We start from the raw sequence: 25,226 nt of genomic DNA on the forward strand, positions 1-25,226 counted from the left end.
GTAAACGTATAATAAAGGCATAAAGATAAAGACTATTAATAAGAAGTAAATTAATTATAGAGGAGGATATGTAAATATGAAATTATTAGCAGTAACATCATGTCCAGTTGGGATTGCTCATACGTATATAGCAGCAGAGAAGCTAAACAAAATGGCAAAAAAGATGGGAATAGAAATTAAGGTTGAAACTCAAGGGTCAACTGGGGCTGAGAATGTAATAACAAATCAGGATATCAAAGAAGCAGATGGTATAATTATTGCAGCGGATAAAGCTGTAAGTTTAGAAAGATTTGAAGGTATGGCAATGATAGAGTGTCCAATAGCTAAAGCTATAAAAGAGCCAGAAGTTTTAATTCAAATGTTTTTAGATGGAAAAGTTGAAAAGAAAAAGGCAAAGAACATTAAGAGTATTGATGAAGCTAAAAGAGAAACAAAGATTAAACAACCTGCTTTTTACAAGCATTTAATGGGCGGAGTTTCATATATGATTCCAGTTGTAGTTGTAGCAGGTTTATTGATAGCAATAGCATTAGCCTTTGGAGGTACGCCAAGTGAAACAGGACTTGTAATACCAGATAGTTCATTTTGGAAGAAAGTCGAAATGATAGGTGGGGCTGGATTTATATTTATGGTACCAATACTTTCAGGGTTTATTGCCTATTCAATAGCAGATAGACCAGGTTTAGTACCGGGATTAATTGGTGGATATATAGCATCCAATGGTTCTTTTTATGGATCTCAAGCAAATGCAGGATTTTTAGGCGGTATAGTAACGGGATTTTTAGCTGGATATGTAGCTAAAGGATTAAGATCACTTAAGGTTCCTAAAATGATTAAACCAATAATGCCAATAATTATAATTCCTATAATATCAACATTAGTAACAGGTTTAGCATTTATATTAGTTTTAGGTGGACCAATAACTTCAATATTTGAAGGATTAACTAACTTTTTAGCAGGATTATCTGGAGCAAGCTCAATATTATTAGCAACTATATTAGGTTCAATGATAGCATTTGATATGGGAGGTCCAGTAAATAAAACAGCATTTTTATTTGGAGTTTCAATGATAACAGCAGGTAACCCACAAATAATGGGTCCAATAGCAGCAGCAGTAGCAATTCCACCAATAGGAATGGGTATTGCAACATTTATAGGTAAAAAGTATTATAGTGAAGATGAAATTGATGCAGGTAAAGCGGCGTTTGCAATGGGGCTTTGTGGAATAACTGAAGGTGCAATCCCATTTGCATCAATAGATCCTATAAGAGTTATACCTTCATTAATGGTTGGATCAGTAGTTGGAGCTAATATTGCAATGTTTGGAAAGGTTGCCGATATAGTACCTCACGGTGGCCCAATAGTTGCTTTAATGGGTGGTATTGAAGGGGTGTTAATGTTTTTAGTAGCAATAATTGTTGGATCAATAATTACAGCTTTAATGGTTAATGCTTTAAAAGGAATGAAAATGAATAAAGATAAGGTAATTTAATGAACTATTTATGGCCTATTGATAGATATTACATTTTATATATTTAAAGGAGAAGTGAATATGAGTAAACAATTTGATGTGAAATATATGGATTTAGATTTGAAAACAACTGAAAAGTTTGAAACAATCAAACATTTAGCTAATTTAATGGAAGAAAGACTAATAGATGTAGATAAATATATAGAAGATGTTAAATCAAGGGAGGCTATGTCAACAACTGGTATAGGAGATGGAGTTGCAATACCACATGCAAAATCTGAATGGGTTAAGGAACCAACAGTTGTTGTAGGAAAAAGTTCTAGAGGAATAGAATGGCAGAGCTTAGATGATGAACCTGTAAATCTAGTGTTTTTAATAGCTGTTCCAGAAGGTGAAGGGAATGAACATCTTAAAATTCTTCAAGCCTTAGCTGTTAGTTTAATAGATGATGAATTTAAAGAAAAGATACAAAATGCAACAGACAAGAAGATCATAGAAGAATTATTAATTAAAAAGACAAATAGATAAGTTGAACTTTGGGAAAGAGATGGTACATCTGAATTGCTTTTAAAGAGTAAGATGGCAAGATATTACTATTAATAAAGCATAAAAAAATGTGATAACTTAGTATTTAAGTTATCACATTTTATTTTTAAATCAATATTATATTTATTTTTTTAGTATACCAACTTTAGGAAGTTTAGATAGTCTGTTTGATGCCCCGTGGCAACTTTCAAATTGTGCTGTTAGATCCTTGCCAGCGGTTAATCCGAAGTGGGTACCTCCACTCCATTTTGAATTATTACTTACATCATATACTATTCCATTAACTGCTACGTAAGCTGGGTTACCCATAGTGCCATTATATTGAGCAAGTTCTTCTAAGGTAAATTCCTTAGTTTCTCTAGTATATCTTTGATTACTTTGAAAATTGTAGCTTGAGGTTTGTTCAGCAGCATCTGCATCAGCTTTAGTTAGATGAATTGTACCACGTGGATGCTCAGGGGGTGCATAAATAGAATATAATTTAATTGGGTTATTTCCTGTATTAATTAAATTGTGCCATTTACCAGCTGGTATTATGAAAATAAAGTCATCAGATACTCTTTGTTGAAAATCTAAATAATCTTTTCTATCACCCATTTTAACAATGCCTTCACCGTTTTCAATGCGTACGAATTGATCAACGTCAGGGTGCATCTCTAAACCTATTTCTCCTCCAACTGGAATACTCATCAAGGTAAGCTGCAAATAGCTTCCTGTCCATAAAGCAGTACGAAAAGTATTGTTTTGATTAGTTGCCTTCTCGATATTAATTACAAAGGGTTCTGGACCATAATCTTTCAATTGCATTTTGGATAAGTCTTGGTTACCCATAGGTGTATTTACAAAGTAAGGACAGCGGTAGGAGTTGTAAGGATTATATATTGTATCTAAATTATAATCTGGTGTATTCATGCAATAAGGGCATGGATATGTTTCATAAGCATTATACATATTGCTCATTCCTTTCATAGATTTACAATATTATAATATGAGTAATCTTTAGATAAGGTGCTAAGGTTTACAAAGAAAAGCATAAATTTAAGAATAAAATGTTAATACCTTAGATTCTCAAATAGACTGAGTTTTTGGGTGGAAATAAAATGGGTATTGACATAAGGATAAAATAGAGTATACTAAAAAATGGTTATTGTAATATACTAAATTAAAGCAAAACATAAAAGGATAGATTTAGATGACTGTATAAAGTTTACAAACTGTGAAAAAGTCATGAAATATTAATATTAAACAAGTATTTCTCAAAACAAGGGGGTTCAACTAAATGGAAGAAATGAAATATATTTATGGACCAGTACCATCTCGTAGATTGGGCATGTCTTTAGGAGTAAGCCCTATTCATAAAAGGACATGTAATTATTCCTGCATATATTGCCAGCTTGGAAGAACAAGTTCTATGACTAACTTTAGAGAAATGTACTTTGATTTAGAAGAAATAATAGGTGAATTTGACTATGTGATTGAAAATAATATTAGCTTTGATATTGTAACTATTGTGGGGGAGGGAGAGCCTACTTTATATTTAGGACTTGGAAGACTCATTGATGAAATAAAAAAAAGAGTTAGTAAACCAGTTGCAGTCATAACTAATGGATCATTCTTATATGATAAGATGGTCCAACAGGAGATATCAAAAGCTGATATTATACTACCATCTATGGATGGATATGATGAGGAGTCATTTAAAAAGATTAATCGACCATATAAAAAGATAAAATATGAAGATGTTTATTATGGATTAATAGAATTTTCTAAGATATATAAAGGACAGCTATGGTTAGAAATAATGTTTATGGAAGGTATTAATGATTCTAACCTAGCTTTGAAAAGGTATTCAGAGATCTTAAAAGAAATAGAATATGATCGACTATATTTGAATACACCAGTACGTCCACCTGCAGAATCAGATATAAATATAGTTAGTAATGACAGAATGAAATATATATCTGAAATTCTTGGTGGCATATCAATAGATTTATTGTATTCCACAGGATTTTATAGTGAAATTTCAGATGATTATAATGCAGTAATAAGCATCATAAAGAGGCATCCTATGAATCAATTTGAGATTGAGAGTTTTTTAAACAATAGACAAGGTAGTGATGTTATAAATATATTTGATAGACTTAAATTAGATAAGGAAGTAGCTATTATTAAATATAAGGGTTACGACACATATCGCTTAAGTTAAGATATGGCAAGTGTTTTATAATTTCCACAATGTGGATTATAGTAAATAATGAAGGTTTGTGTTACAATTTAAGAATTAGTATTTAAGTATTTAAGTATTTAAAAAGCAATTATAATTACATTTTATAAGGCAGGGTTCAGAATGTGTGACTATATTTTAACTTGTTGTTCCACAGCGGATATGTCCTATGAATATTTCAACAAACTTAATATTCCATTACTCTAAAAAAACAAAATATTAGGTCTTAGTAAGTACTAATAATTAAAATGCCATTGAATTATACAGGACTTTGGGAGAAATCCTTTAGTCCTTTTTATATATAAAGGTTAAAGTAATTTAAAGTTAAAAAATATGAGAATGGTATGTACACAAATTATTAATTATAAGATATAATAAATAATAGTATTTGTGGGACATATCCTGATCCACTTGTTATTATGTACAAAGGTGGAATAATGTATTCTAAAAGAGGAAGGTAGTAGTTAAAATGAATTTTTTTGTAGATTTAAATGTAAGAAAGAAATTAATATCAGTATTTTCTATAGTTATTATTTTTGTGATTTTAATAGGTAGAGAGGGTATAGTAAGTTCATCAAAAATAAATAGAGGGTCTGAAATTATATATGGTACTAATTTAGTAGGGGTTAAAGATTTGTTAGGAATTAAAGCCAATTTAAATGAGATTACGACTAATATGTTTATGATTGTTTCTGAACAGGATGAGTCAAAGGTAGATGAAAAAATAAAAACTATAAATCACTTATTTGAGGAAAATATAAAGTTAGAAGAAGAATATGATAACACACCATATGAATTGAATTCTGATATTGCAAAGGAAGAAGAAAAGAATTATGAGGATTTTAATAATGAATTAGTAAAATATAAAGAGGGTAATTCTAAGATTATTAAGCTAGTAAAAGCCAAAGAGTATGAGGAAGCGTTTAAGTTTAATAATTCAGAGTTAAATTTAATAAGAATTTCTATGATTGAAAAGTTAGATAAATTAGTTATTACTAATGAACAATATGCTAAACAGTCTAATATAGAAAGCACAAATCAATTTAAAAAAGCTAGAAATAGAATTATAATTTATACGGCTATAGCATTTTTAATTACAATGTTGATGTCTTATATAATAATGAGGAGTATAATAGATCCTTTAAATAAAATAAAAGATTTAGCAGGAAGATTATCTATTTATGACTTTTCTAAAACACTTATTATTTCAACAAAAGATGAATTCGGACAAACTGCCATCGCGTTAAATGCAGCACAGGATAATGTTAAAGAGTTACTAAAAGAAATAACAAACAACTCCTTTGATCTTAATGCATCTTCTGAAGAGCTCTCAGCTACAGTTGAGGAAATAACAGCTAAAATAGAAGCTATAGATTGCTCAACTATAGAAATAGATAAAGCAGTTCAAGAAGTAAGTAGCACATCAGAGGAAATAAGTGCATCCGTTGAAGAGGTTAACTCAAGCATGGAAGAACTATCTTCAAAGGCTATGGATGGTAGTAGCAATGCTTCACAAATCAAAGAAAAGGCCGAGAAGATTCGAGTAGAGGCTAGAAAGGTATCTAAAAAGAGTGAAGATATTTATAAGGAAAAGGAAAAGAGTATACTAAAAGCTATAGAAGATGGAAATGTTGTAGATGAAATAAAGATTATGGCAGATGTAATTGCAGGCATTTCAGGTAAAACTAACTTACTAGCTTTAAATGCAACAATTGAAGCTGCAAGGGCGGGAGAACATGGAAAAGGTTTTGCAGTAGTTGCAGATGAAGTAAGAAAACTTGCAGAACAATCTGGAGATACTGTAAAGACTATTCAAGATACAATAATAAAGGTTCAATATGCATTTAAAAATTTATCCTCAAATAGCAACGATATACTTAAATTTATTATAGAAAATATGAAGCCAGCTTTAGATCAATACGCAAGAGTTGGGGAGCAATATGGTGAAGATGGAGAATTTATAAGTTCTATGTCGGAAGAAATTGCAGCTATGTCGGAAGAGGTGGAAGCCACAATAGAACAAGTTAGTATGGCTGTTCAAACCCTTGCAGAGAGTTCACAGCTTTCAGCAGAAGGTACATCAGATATTCAAATTAGTATTGAGGAAACTTCAAAAGCTATGGAGCAAGTATCAAAAACCTCACAAATCCAAGTAAAACTTGCACAAAAACTTAATGATTTGGTACAAAAATTTAAAATTTAAAGATATCTTTTATAAGTTAGTTTTTAGTAATATTTATATTAAGATGTTAAAACAAAATTAAAAAACCTTAAGAGCTAAAACTCTTAAGGTTTTTTTTAGCATTTTTAGTTAATGGCATTTGACAATAACATAAAATAGAAGTAAACTTAAGGTGGCAAATGCCAATAATGAAATTGATTAGGAGGAATAGTAATGAAAATAGCAATTTCAGCAACAGGAAAAACTAAAGAAGATTTAATGGATATGAGATTTGGTAGGTGTGAATATTTTCAAATTCATGATACTAAAAGTGGTGAAGTTACAATTTTAGAAAACAAAGGTCAAAATGCTAATGGTGGTGCAGGTATTGCATCATCTAATCAATTGATAGATGAGGAGGTAGATGTTATTATCACAGGAAATCTTGGACCTAATGCATTTGAACTTATTCAAAAGGCAGAAATTAAGGCATATAAATCTGGTAATATAGCTATAAATTCGGTACTTAAAAAATATGATGCTAGTGAACTTGAAGAAATAAAGATATCTGGTCCTGCAAACCATGGTGGAAACCGTTAGATTGGAGATGGATTTTTAATGAATATAGCAATACTTAGTGGAAAAGGAGGAACAGGAAAGACTACGGTATCTACTAATCTTGCTCTTGCATTAAATGCAAATTATATAGATTGTGATGTAGAAGAACCAAATGGTTTCTTATTTTTAAAACCTAAAGTGTATAAAACACAAAAAGTTATGGTGGAGTATCCTGTTATAGATAATGATAAATGTGTAAGCTGTGGAGAATGTGTAAACGTGTGTCAATTTAATGCTCTTGCTAAAGTAAGAGATGATATTATGCTTTTTCAAAAGTTATGCCATGGTTGTGGAGCTTGTGAAATTGTATGTAAATATAATGCTTTGACCTATGATAAAAGACAAATAGGCAAAATTGAAAAGGGCATTGTAAGAGATATAAATTGTAACAGGGGAATTTTAAATATAGGGGAACCTATGGCAGTACCAGTTATAAGAGAATTACTTAAAGGTCTATCGGATGGGGTTAACTTAATTGATTGCCCTCCAGGTACTTCTTGTAATGTAGTAAATGCTTTAAAATATTCTAATGGAGCAATACTTGTTACGGAGCCTTCACAATTTGGACTTCACGATTTGAAAATGGCGTTAGAACTTGTGAAAATGTATAATATACCCTTTGGTATAGTCATAAATAAAGATGATGGAGAAGACAATATAATAAAAAGATTTTGTAAAGAGGAGAAGGTTAGATTAATAGGCACCATACCTTATAGCAAAGATACAGCAGTGATTTATTCTAAGGGTGAAATACTATATGATGATTTACATCATAAAAGAATATTTGATGAGATTTCAAAGACGTTAAAGGAGGTACTATCTTGGACTTAGTAGTTTTAAGTGGAAAGGGAGGAACGGGAAAGACTACCATTGCAACAGCATTATCTGAACTTGCAAAGGATGTAATTAGGATAGATTGTGATGTAGATGCACCAAATCTTTATTTGTTTTATGATGGCAAAGATATCGAAAAGGATATATTTATAGGTGGTAAAAAGGCTATAATAGATAAATCACTTTGCATTAGATGTGGGAAATGTTCATCTATATGTAGGTTTAATGCTATAGAAGATTTTAGTATAAATCCATTTACCTGCGAAGGGTGTGGTGCCTGCGTGTTAGTATGTCCAACGAATGCTATAAAGTTAAAAGATGAAAAGACAGCAGATGCATTTATAACTAAGTTAGATAAAGGAATAATTGCAAGGGCAGAAATGGGTATAGGTAGCGATGGATCTGGAAAGTTAATAACTTATTTAAGAAAGAGTGGCAAAAGATTCAAGAAAGATGAGGAATTAACTATAATAGATGGATCGCCAGGTATAGGGTGTGCTGTAATTGCTTCAATAACCGGAAGTGATGCAGTATTAATTGTTACAGAACCTACGAAATCAGGTCTAGAAGATTTAATGAGAGTAACAACCTTATGTGAGCATTTTGGGATCTTTACTATGGTCTGTATAAACAAATATGATATAAATGAAGATATGAGCAAAGAAATAGAAATGTTTATTGAAGCTAAGGAATTGGATTTAGTAGGTAAGATTCCATATGATGATGTGGTTATGAAATCTATAAATGAATTGAAACCAATAACCTTTTATAAAGATAGTATAGCAGAAAAGGCTATTGAAAGTATGTGGAAGGATATGCAAAGACATTTGCATTAAATTAAAAATAATAGGAGGAATTGATAATGAAGATAGCAGTTGCAAGTGAAGGAAAGTGTGTAAGTGGACATTTTGGATATTGTGAAGGGTTTATAATGTATAATGTAGAAGAAGGTAAATTAGTAAATAAGGATTTCACTAAAAATCCAGGACATAAACCAGGATTTCTTCCAGTATTTTTAAAGGAATTAGAGGTAGGTGTTATTATTGCAGGTGGCATGGGAGAATCGGCACAACATTTATTTAATGAAAATGAAATTGAGGTAGTTGTTGGTGCTAAAGGATCTTGTGATGATGTAGTGCAAAAGTATATAAATGGTGAATTAAAGTCAACAGGCAGTGTTTGTAAGGAACATGAACACGAAGGAAGTTGTAGCGAATAATTGTAAATGGTGATTTTATGACGTGAATGCAGGGGAGTGATTAGCATGGTAAGACCAACAAAATTTAGAAGAGTAGAGTTTTTCCCAGAGAACACTTATTTTGTTCCATGGGGTAAGCCTAAATGTGAGATTGAAGAGATAGTTTTAAAGGTAGAAGAGCTTGAAGCTATGAGACTTAAGGATATTGAAGAATTAAATCAAGAACAGTGTGCTGAAAGAATGCAGGTATCAAGGCAGACATTTCAAAATATTATAGATAGCTCAAGGAAAAAGATCGCCACTGCATTGACAGAAGGAAAAGCCATAAGGATAAATGGCGGCAATTATAGAACGAAATTTTGTAAGTTTAAATGCTTTAACTGTAAAAACATATATGAAATAAATTATGAGCAGGATAAAAATAATTGTCCTGATTGTGGTTCTGAAAAGGTGATGTGTAGTAAAAAGTCAGATTTTTGTACAAAGTGGTGTAATCCTACAGATTAATTTAAAAGTTTAAATCCTATATAAAATCAGCTGGATACTGAATTTATATAGGATTCTTTTAATTGATTATATATATTTTTTCAATCTATTTTACACCTTCAATTAACTTTTACTGATAAGATATGAAGTTATTATATAATATATGATTAATTAATCCTACTATATAAATTTTATATTCATGTAATTATCTTTATTTAACTAGATATAAAATGTATATGGTTAAATAAAGAATAGCTAGTGGATTAGTCTTTAAAGAACTCATCTTTAAGTAATCTTAAGGCCTCTTCAAAACTATCCTCTGAAACTCCAGAACAAGATAATAATAATCTTGGATATTTGCTTTCATTTACAGAGTTAAATGAACGTACTAAAACCCCTACATTTGATCCACGTTTCTCTAGATCCTTAGATGAAAGCTTGCTTTTAACTTCCATTTGAATTAGAAAACCACCTGAACCAGGAAGCGCCTTGGCTTTATCGTAAAACACCTTGTCTATAGCAATACATAGTTGTTGACTTTTAATCATATAAAGCTTTCTTGCCTTTTTTATTTGTTTTGATAGGTGGCCATCTCTTATAAACTGACACAGGGCAATTTGATCAGTCTTTGATGCAGTTTGATTATATATCTTACCTCTATTTGAATAAGTCTTTGTTAATTCTTTAGATAAAACCATAAAGCTAATTCTTAAAGAAGGTAGTAATAACCTTGAAAAGGTGCCCAGATATATGACCTTTTCACCGCCATCTAAACCTTGTAGTGATGGTACAGGGCGGCTGTAATACCTAAATTCACTATCATAATCATCTTCAATTATTAAGCAATCATTAGTCTTTGCAAAGGATAATAGTTCAAGTCTTGTTTGCATGGGCATAACATCTCCCCAAGGGGTTATATGTGAGGGCGAGGTATATATTATTTTTACTTTATCTTTACTAAAGCTGGATAAATCATTGGTAATATTATCGTAGCTTAAAGTCTCAAAGCCTCTATCTGAAAATACAGCTCTTGCTTGCTTAAAGCTACCACCAGCAAATGAAACTGGAGAACGCACTCCAGTAAGAGAACATAAGATTTGTAATAAACTTTGGACGCCTGCTCCAACTACAATCTGTTCTGGGGTACATATTACGCCTCTTCTATCCCCAACATATTTAGATAATACAACTCTAAGGTCGTACTCACCTTGAGGGTCTCCATAAGATAAAAGCCTTTCTCCATTGCGAAGTGCACTTTTCATATATCTACTCCATAAATCAAAGTTAAAGCTTTTATAATCTACGTCAGAAGTAGTAAAATCGTATAATGGTTTTGAGTTTATATTAGATGTTTTAACCTCTATTGGTAAATGCTCTTGGATATCCATATAATTTAAGTCATTTACGTAAAATCCACTTCCGGGCTTTGATGTAACATATCCTTCTGCAGCTAGCTGTAAGTATGCTGTTTCTACTGTAGTGCGACTTATCATTCTTTCATTTGCACACCTTCTTATAGATGGAAGTTTGCTTTCTGATTTGAGTATGCCAGAAGAAATTAGACACTTATAATGATTATAAAGTTGAATATATAAGGGATCATTAGAAGAATTATTGTGATCTAGTATGGTTATAGTTGATTTGCTCATATAAAAACTACCCCCCCCCGCATTAAAACTGTACTGGTTAAAATTCTAGTTTTTGTACATTTCAACAATGACAAATCTTATGTATAGTATATATAAGAGATGGGAACTATTCAATCATATATTATTACTATTATTGAACTTATATATTAATTTTGAAAATAGTAGTGATTTATTTGGATTTTAGTTTATTATGAATATGTTATAAAAGGGGGATTTAAATTGGAAAGATTAAAAAGAGTTCTAGCTATTCATGATCTATCAGGTTTTGGGAAATGTTCTTTGACGGTGGCTTTGCCTGTAATTTCTGTTGCAGGAATAGAATGTACATGTATGCCAACAGCGATACTTTCTACACATACAGGTGGATTTACAGGATATACCTTTAAGGATTTAAGTGAGGATCTGTATCCTATGGCAAAACATTGGGAGTCATTAGGACTTGAGTTTGATGCTATATATATAGGGTATTTAGGCAGTTCAAGTCAAGCAAGGTCTGTAGAAAATATTATAACCTTACTTAAGGATGATAAAACTTTAGTAATAATAGATCCTGTAATGGCGGATAATGGTGAGTATTATACAGGGCTTGATGAAGAGATGTGTAAAGGTTTTCTGTCGATATGTGAGTTTGCAGATATAATAACACCTAACTTTACTGAGGCTACTTTATTGTTAGGAGAAAAGTATATTGAGCCACCTTATACCAATGAATACGTAGAAGGTTTATTAAAAAGACTTTCTGATTTAGGACCATCAAAGGTTGTACTAACAGGGGTATCATTTAAAGAAGGGGAAGTGGGAGCAGCATCTTATGACAGAGTAACGAATGAGATTAATTATGCATTTACAAAAAGAACACCAGGAAGCTATCATGGCACTGGAGATTTATTTGGTAGTGCTTTTGTAGCTGCCATGGTTAGAGGAATTAATATAAATAAATCAATAAAGATTGCAGTTGACTTAGTTAAAGCTTCCATAGATATTACCTACAAGAGAGGAACTCCAAGTAATTACGGAGTTGACTTTGAAAGTAGGTTACAACAGTTTAGTATAGACATTCAAAATAATATAAATAAATAGTGTTAACGCTATCCTATAAATTCGGGGGGATTTAAATGAAAACAAGAAAAAATGAATTTTCAACACGTACCATGGTTTTGATTGGGCTCTTTGCTGCTCTTTGTTATGTGGCATTGTTTTTCAAAATACCTATACCATCACCTGTAGGTAAACCATTTTTACACATGGGAAACATGTTTGTAATATTAGCAGCACTTCTTTTTACAGGTACTATAGGGGGACTTTCAGGTTCTATTGGAATGGGATTATTTGATTTAATGAATGGTTATGCATCTAGTGTGCCAAAAACTATAGTATTAAAGTTCGGTATTGGAGTTATTGTAGGTGCAGTTGCATCAAAGGGAAATAAAGAGGATGTAAAGTCTCCAATAAAGTGGCTTACAATTGCTTCATTTACCCTTATTGTAATAGGTATAGCTCTTTTAATTGTATCTGTTACTAGAGGGAATGAAATAGTTGTTGCAGGAATTCAAAAGAAGCTAGTAATTAATCCTGTGCTATATATATTTTCACTTATTCTTGGGTTAGCCTTAGGGATTGTATGCTTTTTATCTAAGAATCTATCTGTTAAGATTCAATATGCAGTTTTAGGTGCTGTAGCAGGTATAGCATTTAACCTAGTTGGGGAATTCTTATTTGGATTAGTAAGGCTTTTATTTGTAGGAAGTGCATTTATTCCAGCAGTATTAAGTTCAGCGGTAAGTTTGCCTGCAACGCTTATAAATGGTTCATTCTCAATATTTGTTGCTGTGGCACTTTATGTTCCACTATCTAAATCAGTATTAAAATCAAAAATTAAGTAAGACTCCAAATTTTACATTTGGTCAGTCGAACTTACACCTACGTAATGAAATGGAGTAGGTGTTTCATAAGTAAGACTCCAAATTTTACATTTGGTCAGTCGAACTTACACCTACGTAATGAAATGGAGTAGGTGTTTCATAAGTAAGACTCCAAATTTTATATTTGGTCAGTCGAACTTACACCTACGTAATGAAATGTAATTTTTAATATGAATAAAAAACACTAGTATTTATGATATTAGTGTTTTTTTATGTTGTTTAATAGTATCAATGGATTACATAGAGTTTCATATGGCATAGTTTAGTGACACCCTTTTAACGTGAGGTTCATATAGTATAAAGGATAAGTCTTTTCTACAATACTAAACTGATGGAGAGTGATTTTATAGCATGAGAAGAAATGATGGAGAATTTGAAGATAAAGAATTAGAATCTGAAAGTTTTTTTGAACAATGTAATCATTGTCAAAATAAATGCGAAGGTTATTACAAAAATAAGTGCAAAGAGATGGTAAGATATTACCATAAAAAATATTGTGAATGTATTGATGATGAGTGTATGGAGTATTATAAGGCAAAATCTGAACAATGTATAGAATACTGCAAGCAGAAACAATTAAGTTGTTGTTGTTGCAAAGGATGCTGTGTAGGGCCAACAGGTGCTACAGGTCCTACAGGTCCTACAGGAAGTACTGGGGCTACTGGACCTACAGGACCAACTGGATCTACAGGAATAACAGGTAACACTGGATCAACGGGCGCTACAGGAAGTACTGGGGCTACAGGTCCTACAGGAAGCACTGGGGCTACTGGACCTACAGGACCAACTGGATCTACAGGAATAACAGGTAACACTGGAGCAACGGGCGCTACAGGAAGTACCGGAGCTACTGGTCCTACAGGAATTACAGGAGCAACAGGACCAACTGGATCCACAGGAATAACAGGTAACACTGGAGCAACGGGTGCTACAGGTCCTACAGGAAGCACTGGGGCTACTGGACCTACAGGGAGTACAGGTGCAACAGGAGCAACTGGATCTACAGGAATCACAGGAGCTACTGGTCCTACAGGACCAACTGGATCCACAGGAATAACAGGTAACACTGGAGCAACGGGTGCTACAGGAAGTACTGGGGCTACTGGTCCTACAGGGAGCACAGGAATTACAGGGCCAACTGGATCTACAGGAATAACAGGTAACACTGGAGCAACGGGCGCTACAGGAAGTACTGGGGCTACTGGTCCTACAGGGAGCACAGGAATTACAGGGCCAACTGGATCTACAGGAATAACAGGTAACACTGGAGCAACGGGCGCTACAGGAAGTACTGGAGCTACTGGTCCTACAGGAAGTACCGGCGCAACAGGACCAACTGGATCTACAGGAATAACAGGTAACACTGGAGCAACGGGCGCTACAGGAAGTACTGGGGCTACTGGTGCAACAGGAAGTACAGGAGCAACAGGTAACACTGGATCTACAGGAATAACAGGTAACACTGGAGCAACAGGCGCTACAGGAAGTACTGGAGCTACTGGTGCAACAGGAAGTACCGGAGCAACAGGACCAACTGGAGCAACAGGACTCACAGGTAACACTGGGGCAACGGGCGTTACAGGAAGTACTGGAGCTACTGGTCCTACAGGAAGTACAGGTGCAACAGGACCAACTGGATCTACAGGAATAACAGGTAACACTGGAGCAACGGGCGCTACAGGAAGTACTGGGGCTACTGGTGCAACAGGAAGTACAGGAGCTACAGGACCAACTGGATCTACAGGAATAACAGGTAACACTGGAGCAACGGGCGCTACAGGAAGTACTGGAGCTACTGGTGCAACAGGAAGTACAGGAGCAACAGGTAACACTGGAGCAACGGGCGCTACAGGAAGTACTGGAGCTACTGGTCCTACAGGGAGCACAGGAGCAACAGGTTTAACTGGACCTAAAGGTCTGGCTGAATATGCTTATATTTACAATTTAGGGGCTCAGGTTGTCCCAGTAGAATCGGATATAATCTTTAGTAATAATGGTGTTATGGTAGGTGCTATTACTCATACACCTGGAACATCTACAATTACTATTGGAACAGCAGGAGATTATTCTGTATGGTTTAATTCTTCTGGTGCACAAGCAAATCAATTTTCTATTTTCAAAAATGGTGTTCTTGTTCCTGGGGCCATTTATGGAAATAGTGCAGGAAATCAGCCCAATCCTGGTATGGTTATAGTTACTGCATTAGCAGGGGATACCTTAACCTTAAGAAATCATACAAGTGTTGATATAATTACCTTACAAACATTAGCAGGTGGAATTCAAATAAATACTAATGCTGCTATGTTAATTGAAAAAATAAGCTAAATAAGTGGTGGTGTAAGCTACTTTACGATTAAGATTAAAATGTATACAAATGATTGATACACTTTAGGCACCATTTCATTAAGAAATAGGTGCCTAATTTAATGATATGAGAAGTTGAAATGTAAGATTAATGATTAGATTGTCTTATGATGACGAAAGAATGTACAATCAGATACTTGTAAAATTCAAATAATATACAACTAAAACATCTTGGAGGAGATTAAATGATAACTATAAGTTTGTGTATGATTGTAAAAGATGAGGAAGAAGTTATAGGTAGATGCTTAAATTCTATAAAAGATATAGTTGATGAAATAATAATAGTAGATACTGGATCCACTGATAATACAAAAGAAATTATCAAAGAATATACAGACAAGGTATTTGATTTTAAGTGGATTGATGATTTTTCTAAGGCAAGAAATTATTCATTTTCTATGGCCACAAAAGATTTCGTACTGTGGTTAGACGCGGATGATGTTCTTCTTCAAAAAGACAGGGATAAATTTAAAAAGCTTAAACAAAATTTAGATAATAAAGTTGACGCAGTAATGATGAAATATAATGTGGGGTTTGATGAAGGTGGTAATGTTACCTTATCATATTTTAGGGAACGTTTATCTAAGAGGGTAAATAATAATCAATGGATGGAACCTGTTCATGAGTATTTAAATGTAGGTGGAAATATAATAAATTCTGATATTTGTATAACCCATAAAAAAGAGAGGAAACCTGCAGGAGGTAGAAATTTATTAATTTATGAAAAAAATATAGCTAAAGGTATAAATTTAACCACTAGAGGGCTTTACTACTATGCTAGAGAATTATTTTATAATGGTAGGTATGATGAGGCGATAATATATTTTAAAAGGTTTTTAAATACTGAAGCAGGATGGATAGAAGATAATATAAATGCTTGTTATAACCTTTCTAATTGTTATCAGAATAAGAAAGATAAAAAGAACAGGCTAAATATTTTATTAAAGAGCTTTGAATACGATATTCCAAGACCTGAAGGGTGTTGTAAGATTGGAGATTATTATTTAGATGATAAAAATTATGAAAAGGCAATATTCTGGTATAAGTTAGCTCTAGAATTAGAAAAACCTGTTGATAGCTTAGGATTCATATCCCATGATTATTTTGGATATATTCCATGTATACAATTATGTGTATGTTACGATAAACTTGGAAATACAAAGGAAGCTATAAAATATAATGATAAGGCCGCAGAGTACAAGCCAAATGACTCTTCTGTAGTATATAATAAAAGTTATTTTAAAAGTATAGGTGAGGAATAAAGTTGATACAAAAAAATTTAATGTTAATTAAGATGTTTTATATAAGACTTATAAGAAATTAAATAAAAGATGTTTATAACTTAGAAAAACCTAGAATGTTTACGTTGTAGGTTTTTTTGTTGTTTGTTTATAGTATGAACGAAAGTATAAATATTCTTGGATAAGCTTATTTATATATAATTTTATGGTGAATAGTAAAAGAAAGGTAATTCTGTTTTATAAAGTGATGAAGTGACATATTAAGTTTATTTATAAAATAGACTAGAGAAAGACACAAAAAGTTATATTATAAGGGGGCGTATTAATGAAGGGTAAGAATAAATTTAAAAGAATCAAGTTATTTTTTCCGATATTACTATCTTTAACACTTATACTTGGGTGTTTACCTACTGTAGGACAAGCTAGGACCATGTCTGAATTAGAACCTTTAGATAACGTTAATGAATATTTAAACAAAATTGATTCAAAGGTAAAGAAACAATTAGAAAATGATGATGATTTAGTTGAGGTATTGATATATTTAAAAGATAGGGTTTCTATTAATGAAATAGAAGAGATTTCAAAATCACAGGGGGACTATAGTACTAACTATGAAAATGAAGTTTCCAAAAGAAAAACTGTGATAAATACTTTAAAGGAAAAGGCTGAGACAACTCAAAGCTCAGTAGTTTCATATTTATCTAGTGAAAAGTTAAGTGGAAGTGTAGAAAAGATCCAATCTTTTTATATTGCAAATATTGTATACGTTAAAGCAAATAAAGAGGTAATAGAAGAAATTGCAAAAAGAGATGATGTAGAGAAGATTTATTTTAATGACATTATAGAATTAGAAGAGCCTATAAAAGGTGTAGATTTAGATACAGTAACTGATGTTGCAGAAGACGAAATTGAATGGAATATAAAAAGGGTGGAAGCACCAAAGGTTTGGGAAAAATTCAAAATAGATGGTACAGGAGTTGTGGTAGGAGTTTTAGATTCTGGGGTTGATTGGACAAACCCAGCTCTAAAGGAAAAATGGAGAGGGTATGATAAGGAAACAGAAACTGTTGTTAATCCAAAGGAAAGTTGGTATGATCCAATGACTAACTCAGAGCTTCCTTGGGATAACGTAGGTGTTCCGCACGGTAGCCATTGCACAGGAACAATACTTGGACAAGAGTCAAATGGAGATAATACAATAGGTGTAGCACCGGGAGCAAAATGGATAGCAGCAAAGGCATTTACAGATAAGGGAGGACAACAACTCCACTTATTAGCGGGGGCTCAGTGGTTTCTTGCACCTGGTGGAAAGGCAGAAAAGGCTCCAAATATAATAAATAATTCTTGGGGTGGATCAGCAGGAGTAGATCCTTGGTTTAAAGATGTAATAGCAGCATGGAGATCAGCTGGTATATTGCCAGTTTTCGCAGCAGGAAATCAAAAATCAGGAGAACCTAAGCCTTGGCCTGGTTCAATTCAAAACCCATCAAATTTACCAGGAAGTTTTGCAGTAGCGGCTATTGATGTTAATAATAAAAGAGGTGATTTCTCAAAGCTTGGACCTTCACCTTGGGATCCTAAGATGATTAAGCCAGAAATATCTGCTCCTGGGGTAAATATTCGTTCTTCTGTTGTGGGAGGCTATGAAAGTGGATGGAATGGTACTTCTATGGCGGCTCCACACGTATCAGGTATAGCTGCTTTAATGAAGTCAGCAGACTTTTCTTTAACAGTGGATCAAATAGAAACTATAATTAAAGAAACAGCAACAAAATTAACAGATAATGAATATACAGAGTCTCCGAATATGGGATATGGATTTGGATTAATTAATGCATATGACACAGTATCAAAGGTTTTAGGTGTAGGTACTGGAACCATAGAAGGTCAGGTTTTAATTTCGGGGGAAGACAAGGTAGCTCCAACAGTAATTCATGAGAAGTTACCACAAGTGTTTGTAGGATTAGATGCAACTGTAATAGCAGAGATAAAAGACAATGTTTCTGTAACTGAGGCTAAGTTATTAGTTAAAAATGATGACATGAGTGACTGGAAACAGATAGATATGAAACTTAAAGATGGAAATTCAGTAAAAGGCACTTATGAGGCTATAATTCCTGGAGATTTAGTTATTAAAACTGGTGTAGATTATAAAATTTTAGCTAAAGATTTTGGGAATAATACTTTCACAACTGATGTATATAAACTTAGTGTAATGTTTGGAATAAAGCCAGATAAATATAGTAATGACTTTGAAACTGATATTAAAGGATTTAATTTGTCCGGTGACTTTCAGTGGGGAGCTCCTACATCCTTTATGGGTCCTAAAGCCTTAAGTGGAACAAAGGTAATAGGTACAAAGTTAAGTGACACTGGTGTTACAGAAAATATAGTTAGTGAAGTAGTGTTACCATCTCTTGATTTAAGAGATACAAATCTAAAGTCAGCTAGCTTAAGGATATCAGAATGGAATGATATATCAAGCGTTCATAGTGCTAAAATGCTTATATCAACTGACGAAGGTACCACATGGGAAGAATTAAGAAGAGTATCCGGTAGAGATAGGGAGTGGCATGAGGTTTATGTAGACCTTAAACCATATATAGGAAGTAAAAACCCAGTAAAAATAAAATTTGAATTTTCTACTATATCAAAAAGTAATGGATATAGTGTAGGTTGGTATTTCGATAATTTAAGACTCTTTGGAGAGGATAAAACTGCTCCAAGTATTCCGAAAAATGTTAAATTAGAGAGTGGTAAAACAGGGGTATCATTAAGCTGGGACAAGGTTAATGAAGCTGATTTAAAGCAATATAATGTATATCGTTCAGAGATAGCAGGCGGACCTTACACAAAGATTAAAACTACAACAAATACATTTTATATAGATGATGATGTAAAAACAGGAAAGTATTATTATGGTATTACATCTAGTGATTTTGCTGGAAATGAAAGTGATTATTCTAAAGAGGCAGAAATTGATTATAAAGAGATAGAAAAGATATTTTACGAAAACTTTGAAAAAGGTAATGGAGGATTTACAACAGGGATTTTACGAGAACTTGGTAAAGAGAATGATTGGGAGTGGGGAGTACCAACTTCAGGACCGAAATCTTCATTAACTGGAACAAATGTATGGGCTACTAATCTTATGGGAAATTACTCCTACGAACATTCAGGGTATTTAGATACACCATCCATAAGTCTTCCAGATGATGATGAATCAGTTTTATCTGTGGATAAAGATAATGGAAATCATAAGTTTGTGGAAGGTTTCTTACCCGCAGATGCAGTTGTTACAATTTTAGAAACTGGAAGAAGTGTAAAGACAGACCTTACAACTGGCGGATTTGCTATTACCCATGCTGGAAATAAAGAAGGAGAAAACTATACACTAAGAGCAGTTTCTTACGGTTATTATCCAAAGGAAATGAAGGTATCTCTTAAAGAGGGAGAAACTATAACAGAAATAATTAAGCTAGATGCTATTAACAAGGGAAATATTAAAGGAAAGGTAATAGATAAAGCTACTAATGCAGCAGTTGCCAGTGCCAAAGTGAAGGTACTTGAAGATTCAAATATTGAAAGTGTTATGACAGATGAAGAAGGTAACTTTACTATAAATGGAGTATTTGCAGGAGATTATACCTTAAGGGTAATGAGTAAAGACTTCTATACAGAAAATATTAATGTAATTGTAGAAGGCGAAAAAGATAATTTAGTAAATGTAGATATGAAAAGGTTTATTGGTGTTGAAGATGAAATAGCCTATGATGATGGCACAAAAGAAAACTCAACAGTATTTGTTAATGCTGGAGTAGGTTTTGGTGTTAGATTTACTCCAAAATCTTATGGTAGGGTTAAGGCAGCTAATATTTTCTTTGTAGATGATCATAAAAAGGCACTAGGAAATAAAATCGGGATATCAATAGCATATATTGATAAAAAAGGAAAGATAAATGAAGTAGGGGACTTAAAAGAGATAACCATAGAAAGAGGTAAGTGGAATAAGATAGACCTCTTAGAATATGATTTTGCTACAGATAAAGACTTTTATATAGTGACAAAGCAGTTGTATGAAGGGTCACAATCCCCAGCTATAGGTATCGATAAAGATAGCACAGAAAATTCTAGATCCTATGTATATACTGGTGGGCTTACACCTATTGCAGATTATAAAATTGACGGTGGCATGATGATTAGAGCTATTATGGACTATGAAGTAGAGGTACAAAAAGAAGAGGTGAACACTCCAAATATAACTAATCTTAAGGAATTAACCTATACAAATAAAGATAATATAACCCTTGAAGGTAATATGAATATCGATGGAAAAGTAAATGTATTTGTAAATGATGAAAAAGTTACAACCCTTGATACTGAAAACAAAATGTTTAGTGCAAATATAAAAGTTAAAGAAGGTGAAAATAATATCACAATAAATGGTGAAGCAGATGGAAAAACCTCAAAGATGTCATCAATAATTAAAGTAATAGGGGACACCACATCACCAGAGGTTACAATAGAAGTACCTGTAGATAGTGATTTAATTAATAAGGCTACTATTGAAATTATAGGTAATGCAAAGGATGATAATCTTAAAAATGTAACAGTTAATGAAAAGGAAGTTATTGTAGATGAAAAGGGTAATTTTAATATAAGTATACCAGCAGTAAGTGGTGAAAATATAATTACAGCTATAGCTACAGATCTTGCAGAAAATCAAACTACAGTAACAAAGAAGGTTAATGTGGTAAATGCTACAGTAACAACACCTGAAATTACAAATTTAAAAGAAGTAAATTATATAAATAAAGATAGTGTGACACTTGAAGGTAAAATGAATGTAGAGGGAAATGTAAGTGTATTTATAAATGACGAAAAGGTAACAACAGTTGAGACTAAAGATAAGCTATTTAAAGTAAATTTAGATCTTAAAGAAGAGATAAATATTATAACAATAAGTGGCGAAGAAAATGGAGTTACAACTAAAATGTCTGAAAAGGTTAAAGTAATAGTAGATAAAACATCACCAGAAGTTACAGTAGAAGTGCCAAAAGATATGGAAATTGTAAATAAAGATTCTATTGAAGTTACAGGTAATGCAAAGGATAGTAACTTAGATACGGTTACAGTTAATGAAGAAGAAGTCTATTTAGATGAAGATGGTAACTTTAAAATAATCCTACCAGTTGTAATTGGTGAAAATACTATTACAGTGGTAGCTACGGATCTTGCAGGAAATGAAACTGTAGTGGTAGAAAAGGTTAATATAATAAATACTACAGTGACCACACCTGAAATAACAAACTTAAAGGAAATAAACTATATAAATAAAAATAGCATAACCCTTGAAGGTAAGATGAATGTAGATGGAAAAGTTAATGTATTTGTAAATGACAAAAATGTAGCAACAGTTGATACTAAGAATGAGCTATTTAAAGTAAATTTAGATCTTAAAGAAGAGATAAATATCATTACGATAAATGGCGAAGAAAACGGAGTTACAACTGAAATGTCTGAAAAGGTTAAAGTAATAGTTGACACTACATCACCAGAAGTTACAGTAGAAGTGCCAAAGGATATGGATCTAGTAAATAAAGATTCTATTGAAGTTACAGGTACTGTAAAAGATAGTAACCTAGACAAGGTAACAGTTAATGGAAATGAAGTAGAGATAGATAAGGATGGTAACTTTAAGATAACCCTTAAAGTATTAGAAGGTGAAAATACCATTACAGTAATTGCTACGGATCTTGCAGGAAACGAAACTACAGTAACAAAGGAAGTTACTATAACAAAAGAACCAGTAGTAAAAGATCCAAAAGATGAGAATCCAAAAGATGGAGACCCAAAAGACGAGACCCCAAAAGTTGATACTCCAAAGGTTGATGTTCCAAAAACTGAAACACCAAAAACTTCAAAAGCTAAACTTGTAAAGACAGGAAGTTTAGTGAATACATCATCTATGATGTTATTAGGTATTAGCTTAATTATTAGTGGATATATTTTTATGAAAAAATCAAAGAAATAGAAGAATAAAGAAATAAAAAATAGCAATATCTAAGTAAGTAAAGAACCTCAAGGTTTTGCCTTGAGGTTCTTTACTTAGACTTTTATGTAATCTAACATATATATAGTTTGAAATGATTGTATTATATCAATGTAAGCTCTTAAATAAGCATTAAAACTATATGCTAGTTATTTTTAAGATGGTACAAAGAAACGTTGACATTGTATAATTTTAAATATATAATGTGATTATCAGTTATTTTACGAATAGTACATAATAAAGAATTAGTAAGGAAAGATAGATCCATATCTTTTCTAATGAAATGATTCTAAGTAAAACTAAGGTATTAAAGGAATATAACAAAAATAATGAGGTGATAAGTTGAAACTTAATGAAATTGCTGATATAAGCACAGGACTTGTATTATCTAGAAAAAGGTCTTTAACTAATAAGGAGTTTGGATACAAACTCCTTACCTTAAAAAGTTTTAATGAAAATGGGTATATTGAAGATGAGTTTTTAGATGACTTTTTTAGTGAAGAAAATATGAAAGATCAATACTTAACAAAAGAAGGAGATATTATAGTAAGGTTAAGTGCTCCCAATACTGCGGTATATGTTGAAAAAGGTCAAGAAGCCATTGTAATACCATCACTATTTGTAATTATTAGAAGTTCATCTGATGATATACTTTCTAAATTTTTAAACATATATCTAAATTCACCAATGTGTAAAAGACAACTTGCAGGAGATATAATAGGTAGTGTTTTATCAATAGTTAAAACCAGTAGTTTTAAAGAAATTAATGTACCTAAATATTCAAAAGATCAGCAACAAAACATTATTAATTTAAATGAGTTAGTACTAAAAGAAAAAAGATTATTAAATCAATTATTAGATGAAAAAGAAAAATACCACAGAGCTATTATGAATAAAATGTTTAGTTAAAAATTGGAGGGAAAGTTATTATGGAAAAAACAACACAAGAACAAATTAATGGAACGTTATGGAGAGCAGCAGATACATTTAGAGGTAAGATAGACTCTTCATTATATAAGGATTATATTCTAGTAATGTTATTTATTAAATATTTAAGTGATGTATATAAAGAACATTATGAAGAATATGCTAAAAAGTACAATGGTGATGAAACAAGAATTGAAAGAGCTTTAAGTAGGGAAAGATTTACCCTAGATCAAAAATCCACTTTCGATTATTTATATGAAAATAGAAATTCAGTGGAAGTTGGTGACATAATAAATAAGTCACTAGAACATATAGAGGAATCTAATAAATCAAAACTAAGAGGCGTATTTAGAAATATAGATTTTAACTCAGAAATTATACTAGGTAAAACTAATGAAAGAAATGCAATGTTACGAACTTTATTAAATGATTTTAATAGGTTGAATTTAAGACCTAACATGATAGAAGGTAATGACGTTATTGGTGATGCCTACGAGTATATGATAGCTAAGTTTGCATCAGATGCAGGTAAGAAAGGTGGGGAATTTTTTACCCCCTCAATGGTTTCAGAATTATTATCTAGATTAGTTAAACCGGAAGAAAATGATAGAATATATGATCCAACTTGTGGTTCAGGTTCATTACTTATAAGGGCATTTAAAAAGGTACCCGGTAGAAAAGCACAAATATATGGTCAAGAAAGAAATGGTCAAACACAAGCACTTTGTAAGATGAATATGTTCCTACATGGAATAGATGATGCAAAAATTGAAAGTGGGGATACATTAGCAAATCCACTTCATTTAGAAGATGGAAAGTTAATGAAGTTCCAAGTAGTCGTAGCAAATCCACCATTTTCATTAGATAAATGGGCAATGGGCTTTGCAGGAGCAGAAGCAGATGAGAAGAAATTTAAAATGGAACCTGCTTTGGATCAATATAGAAGATTTGATTGGGGAGTACCTCCTTCAAGTAAGGGTGACTTTGCATTTGTACAGCATATGTTACATTCCTTAGCAGAAGATGGAAGGATGGGAGTAGTTTTACCTCATGGAGTATTATTTAGAGGAGCAAGTGAGGGAAAGATAAGAAAGCAAATATTAGAAATGAATCTTTTAGATGCAGTGATAGGATTACCACAAAATTTATTCTTTGGAACAGGTATACCAGCAGTAGTTTTAATATTTAAAAAAAGTAGAAATAGAAATAATGTACTATTTATAGATGCTTCAGGTGAAGGACACTATGAAAAGGGTAAAAATCAAAATAAATTAAGAGAAGAAGATCTAAAACAAATAGAGATGGCTTATGAAGCTTATAAAACAATAGATAAGTATAGCTATGTAGCTACTTTAGAAGAAATAAAGGAAAATGATTGCAACCTAAATATACCAAGATATGTAGATACCTTTGAAGCAGAAGAAATGGTAGATATGGATGAAGTGGCAAATAATATAGCTAATATTAAGGCAGAATTAGAGGATGTTGAAAAACAAATGGCAAAGTATTTAGAAGAGCTTGGGCTATAGGAGG

The 25,226-nt window shown here is 32.4% G+C and carries 17 protein-coding genes and 2 pseudogenes; 16 read left to right on the forward strand and 3 right to left on the reverse strand.

Features of this window, described 5'->3' with window-relative positions:
* Positions 1-76: 76 nt before the first annotated feature.
* Together DY168_RS02550 and DY168_RS14905 are read left to right on the forward strand one after the other, a co-directional pair.
* Positions 77-1,492 (forward strand): PTS fructose transporter subunit IIC, encoded by a 1,416-nt coding sequence (locus DY168_RS02550; RefSeq protein WP_242984037.1) that lies wholly within the window; start codon positions 77-79, stop codon positions 1,490-1,492.
* A gap of 60 nt (positions 1,493-1,552) precedes the next feature.
* Entirely contained in the window at positions 1,553-1,999 is a 447-nt protein-coding gene (locus DY168_RS14905; RefSeq protein WP_242984038.1) for a PTS sugar transporter subunit IIA, read from the forward strand.
* 141 nt (positions 2,000-2,140) lie between these two features.
* Here the strand turns inward: DY168_RS14905 and DY168_RS14910 are convergent.
* Both DY168_RS14910 and DY168_RS02555 read right to left on the reverse strand, forming a co-directional pair.
* Positions 2,141-2,347, reverse strand: a pseudogene (locus DY168_RS14910) (cytochrome b5 domain-containing protein); the annotation flags it as partial.
* Between the two features lie 66 nt (positions 2,348-2,413).
* Positions 2,414-2,968: pseudogene (locus tag DY168_RS02555) on the reverse strand (cupin domain-containing protein); the annotation flags it as partial.
* A gap of 328 nt (positions 2,969-3,296) precedes the next feature.
* On the opposite strand from DY168_RS02555, the gene DY168_RS02560 reads away from it, so the two are divergent.
* From DY168_RS02560 to DY168_RS02590, 7 genes are all read left to right on the forward strand, one after another.
* Positions 3,297-4,223 (forward strand): radical SAM protein, encoded by a 927-nt coding sequence (locus tag DY168_RS02560; protein ID WP_115640338.1) that lies wholly within the window; start codon positions 3,297-3,299, stop codon positions 4,221-4,223.
* A gap of 487 nt (positions 4,224-4,710) precedes the next feature.
* Positions 4,711-6,444 carry a methyl-accepting chemotaxis protein gene (locus tag DY168_RS02565; RefSeq protein WP_115640339.1) on the forward strand — a complete coding sequence of 578 codons (1,734 nt, stop codon included), beginning with the start codon at positions 4,711-4,713 and terminating at the stop codon, positions 6,442-6,444.
* 192 nt (positions 6,445-6,636) lie between these two features.
* Positions 6,637-7,002: a NifB/NifX family molybdenum-iron cluster-binding protein gene (locus DY168_RS02570; protein ID WP_115640340.1), complete on the forward strand. Its 366-nt coding sequence runs from the start codon at positions 6,637-6,639 to the stop codon at positions 7,000-7,002.
* An 18-nt stretch (positions 7,003-7,020) separates the two neighbouring features.
* Entirely contained in the window at positions 7,021-7,851 is an 831-nt protein-coding gene (locus tag DY168_RS02575; RefSeq protein WP_115640341.1) for a P-loop NTPase, read from the forward strand.
* Positions 7,842-8,690 carry an ATP-binding protein gene (locus DY168_RS02580; protein WP_115640342.1) on the forward strand — a complete coding sequence of 283 codons (849 nt, stop codon included), beginning with the start codon at positions 7,842-7,844 and terminating at the stop codon, positions 8,688-8,690. The genes DY168_RS02575 and DY168_RS02580 overlap by 10 nt, the downstream gene beginning before the upstream one ends.
* 26 nt (positions 8,691-8,716) lie before the next feature.
* The gene (locus tag DY168_RS02585; protein WP_115640343.1) at positions 8,717-9,073 is read left to right on the forward strand and encodes a NifB/NifX family molybdenum-iron cluster-binding protein; all 357 of its coding nucleotides are present in this window, start codon (positions 8,717-8,719) and stop codon (positions 9,071-9,073) included.
* A 45-nt stretch (positions 9,074-9,118) separates the two neighbouring features.
* Positions 9,119-9,559, forward strand: coding sequence for a DUF134 domain-containing protein (locus DY168_RS02590; RefSeq protein ID WP_115640344.1), 441 nt, complete (start codon positions 9,119-9,121; stop codon positions 9,557-9,559).
* A gap of 242 nt (positions 9,560-9,801) precedes the next feature.
* Here DY168_RS02590 and pdxR read toward each other — a convergent pair whose 3' ends face one another.
* Complete coding sequence (gene pdxR / locus DY168_RS02595; protein WP_115640345.1) at positions 9,802-11,187, reverse strand: MocR-like pyridoxine biosynthesis transcription factor PdxR; 1,386 nt, start codon at positions 11,185-11,187, stop codon at positions 9,802-9,804.
* 219 nt (positions 11,188-11,406) lie between these two features.
* On the opposite strand from pdxR, the gene DY168_RS02600 reads away from it, so the two are divergent.
* The 7 genes from DY168_RS02600 (at position 11,407) to DY168_RS02630 (ending at position 25,222) form a co-directional block, all read left to right on the forward strand.
* Entirely contained in the window at positions 11,407-12,267 is an 861-nt protein-coding gene (locus DY168_RS02600) for a pyridoxamine kinase (protein ID WP_115640346.1), read from the forward strand.
* Between the two features lie 35 nt (positions 12,268-12,302).
* Complete coding sequence (locus tag DY168_RS02605; RefSeq protein WP_115640347.1) at positions 12,303-13,070, forward strand: ECF transporter S component; 768 nt, start codon at positions 12,303-12,305, stop codon at positions 13,068-13,070.
* Positions 13,071-13,460: 390 nt separating this feature from the next.
* Positions 13,461-15,434 (forward strand): collagen-like domain-containing protein, encoded by a 1,974-nt coding sequence (locus DY168_RS14515; protein WP_177820946.1) that lies wholly within the window; start codon positions 13,461-13,463, stop codon positions 15,432-15,434.
* A gap of 224 nt (positions 15,435-15,658) precedes the next feature.
* On the forward strand, positions 15,659-16,735 hold the full coding sequence (locus DY168_RS02615; RefSeq protein WP_115640348.1) for a tetratricopeptide repeat-containing glycosyltransferase family 2 protein: 1,077 nt from the start codon (positions 15,659-15,661) through the stop codon (positions 16,733-16,735).
* Positions 16,736-17,039: 304 nt separating this feature from the next.
* Positions 17,040-22,748 carry a S8 family serine peptidase gene (locus DY168_RS02620; RefSeq protein WP_115640349.1) on the forward strand — a complete coding sequence of 1,903 codons (5,709 nt, stop codon included), beginning with the start codon at positions 17,040-17,042 and terminating at the stop codon, positions 22,746-22,748.
* 360 nt (positions 22,749-23,108) lie between these two features.
* The gene (locus DY168_RS02625) at positions 23,109-23,675 is read left to right on the forward strand and encodes a restriction endonuclease subunit S domain-containing protein (RefSeq protein ID WP_115640350.1); all 567 of its coding nucleotides are present in this window, start codon (positions 23,109-23,111) and stop codon (positions 23,673-23,675) included.
* 20 nt (positions 23,676-23,695) lie between these two features.
* Complete coding sequence (locus tag DY168_RS02630; protein ID WP_172556244.1) at positions 23,696-25,222, forward strand: type I restriction-modification system subunit M; 1,527 nt, start codon at positions 23,696-23,698, stop codon at positions 25,220-25,222.
* Positions 25,223-25,226 lie beyond the last annotated feature (4 nt).

The sequence above is a fragment of the Clostridium putrefaciens genome, assembly GCF_900461105.1.
Lineage (GTDB): Bacteria > Bacillota > Clostridia > Clostridiales > Clostridiaceae > Clostridium_L > Clostridium_L putrefaciens.

Excerpts from the sequence above, each read along its gene's own strand:
- DY168_RS02615 (WP_115640348.1), top strand. The coding sequence starts at position 15,659 with ATGATAACTATAAGTTTGTGTATGATTGTAAAAGATGAGGAAGAAGTT.
- DY168_RS02605 (WP_115640347.1), top strand. The coding sequence starts at position 12,303 with ATGAAAACAAGAAAAAATGAATTTTCAACACGTACCATGGTTTTGATT.
- pdxR (WP_115640345.1), bottom strand. The coding sequence starts at position 11,187 with ATGAGCAAATCAACTATAACCATACTAGATCACAATAATTCTTCTAAT.
- DY168_RS14515 (WP_177820946.1), top strand. The coding sequence starts at position 13,461 with ATGAGAAGAAATGATGGAGAATTTGAAGATAAAGAATTAGAATCTGAA.
- DY168_RS02630 (WP_172556244.1), top strand. The coding sequence starts at position 23,696 with ATGGAAAAAACAACACAAGAACAAATTAATGGAACGTTATGGAGAGCA.
- DY168_RS02550 (WP_242984037.1), top strand. The coding sequence starts at position 77 with ATGAAATTATTAGCAGTAACATCATGTCCAGTTGGGATTGCTCATACG.
- DY168_RS02570 (WP_115640340.1), top strand. The coding sequence starts at position 6,637 with ATGAAAATAGCAATTTCAGCAACAGGAAAAACTAAAGAAGATTTAATG.
- DY168_RS02575 (WP_115640341.1), top strand. The coding sequence starts at position 7,021 with ATGAATATAGCAATACTTAGTGGAAAAGGAGGAACAGGAAAGACTACG.
- DY168_RS02565 (WP_115640339.1), top strand. The coding sequence starts at position 4,711 with ATGAATTTTTTTGTAGATTTAAATGTAAGAAAGAAATTAATATCAGTA.
- DY168_RS02560 (WP_115640338.1), top strand. The coding sequence starts at position 3,297 with ATGGAAGAAATGAAATATATTTATGGACCAGTACCATCTCGTAGATTG.
- DY168_RS02620 (WP_115640349.1), top strand. The coding sequence starts at position 17,040 with ATGAAGGGTAAGAATAAATTTAAAAGAATCAAGTTATTTTTTCCGATA.
- DY168_RS14905 (WP_242984038.1), top strand. The coding sequence starts at position 1,553 with ATGAGTAAACAATTTGATGTGAAATATATGGATTTAGATTTGAAAACA.
- DY168_RS02585 (WP_115640343.1), top strand. The coding sequence starts at position 8,717 with ATGAAGATAGCAGTTGCAAGTGAAGGAAAGTGTGTAAGTGGACATTTT.
- DY168_RS02590 (WP_115640344.1), top strand. The coding sequence starts at position 9,119 with ATGGTAAGACCAACAAAATTTAGAAGAGTAGAGTTTTTCCCAGAGAAC.